This is a genomic window from Pseudoxanthomonas jiangsuensis (assembly GCF_010093185.1).
Classification (GTDB): Bacteria; Pseudomonadota; Gammaproteobacteria; order Xanthomonadales; family Xanthomonadaceae; genus Pseudoxanthomonas; species Pseudoxanthomonas jiangsuensis.
On record NZ_PDWL01000146.1, the window covers coordinates 1 to 507 of the forward strand.

The 507-nt window shown below is 64.3% G+C and carries 1 pseudogene; it reads left to right on the top strand.

The annotated features are described in order from the left end of the window. Window positions 1–3 precede the first annotated feature (3 nt). Window positions 4–507: pseudogene (locus CSC62_RS17725) on the top strand (cell wall metabolism sensor histidine kinase WalK); the annotation flags it as partial.

Below are 507 nucleotides of genomic sequence, written 5' to 3' on the forward strand. Positions count from 1 at the left end.
GACATTGCAATCAACCTGCGCAACATCGTGCTTCCAACCACGCAGGAAGAGAACATCGGCTTCTCACAAATCATCGAGCAGCAACGGCCGTACTACAGCGACATCCACGACAAGCTGAACGCCATCCCGCCCTCCGATGCCCATGGTGCAGCAATGCCTCGGCAGCTCGATCTTGCTCCCGACAACGCCCGTGTCGCCACCCAGCAGGTGTTGGACCTGGGCATGAACTACAAGCCCGACGAGGCGCTCAAGGCACTGATGCAGCAGGCCGTACCCGCGAACCAGCAATGGCAGGACGCGCTCAATGCATATGCCGCGCGCCAGCGCACCCGTGGCGCGGCGGCCTATGCAGATGCCAATGCCGCGATGGATCGTGGCCGGGCATTGCTGATCGCCGGGGGCATTGCGGTCATCGTGATCAGCGGCCTGCTGGCCTGGCTGATCACCCGCAGCCTGACCCAGCCCTTGAACCGCGCCACCCGTGCCGCCGAGGCCATCGCCGAGGGC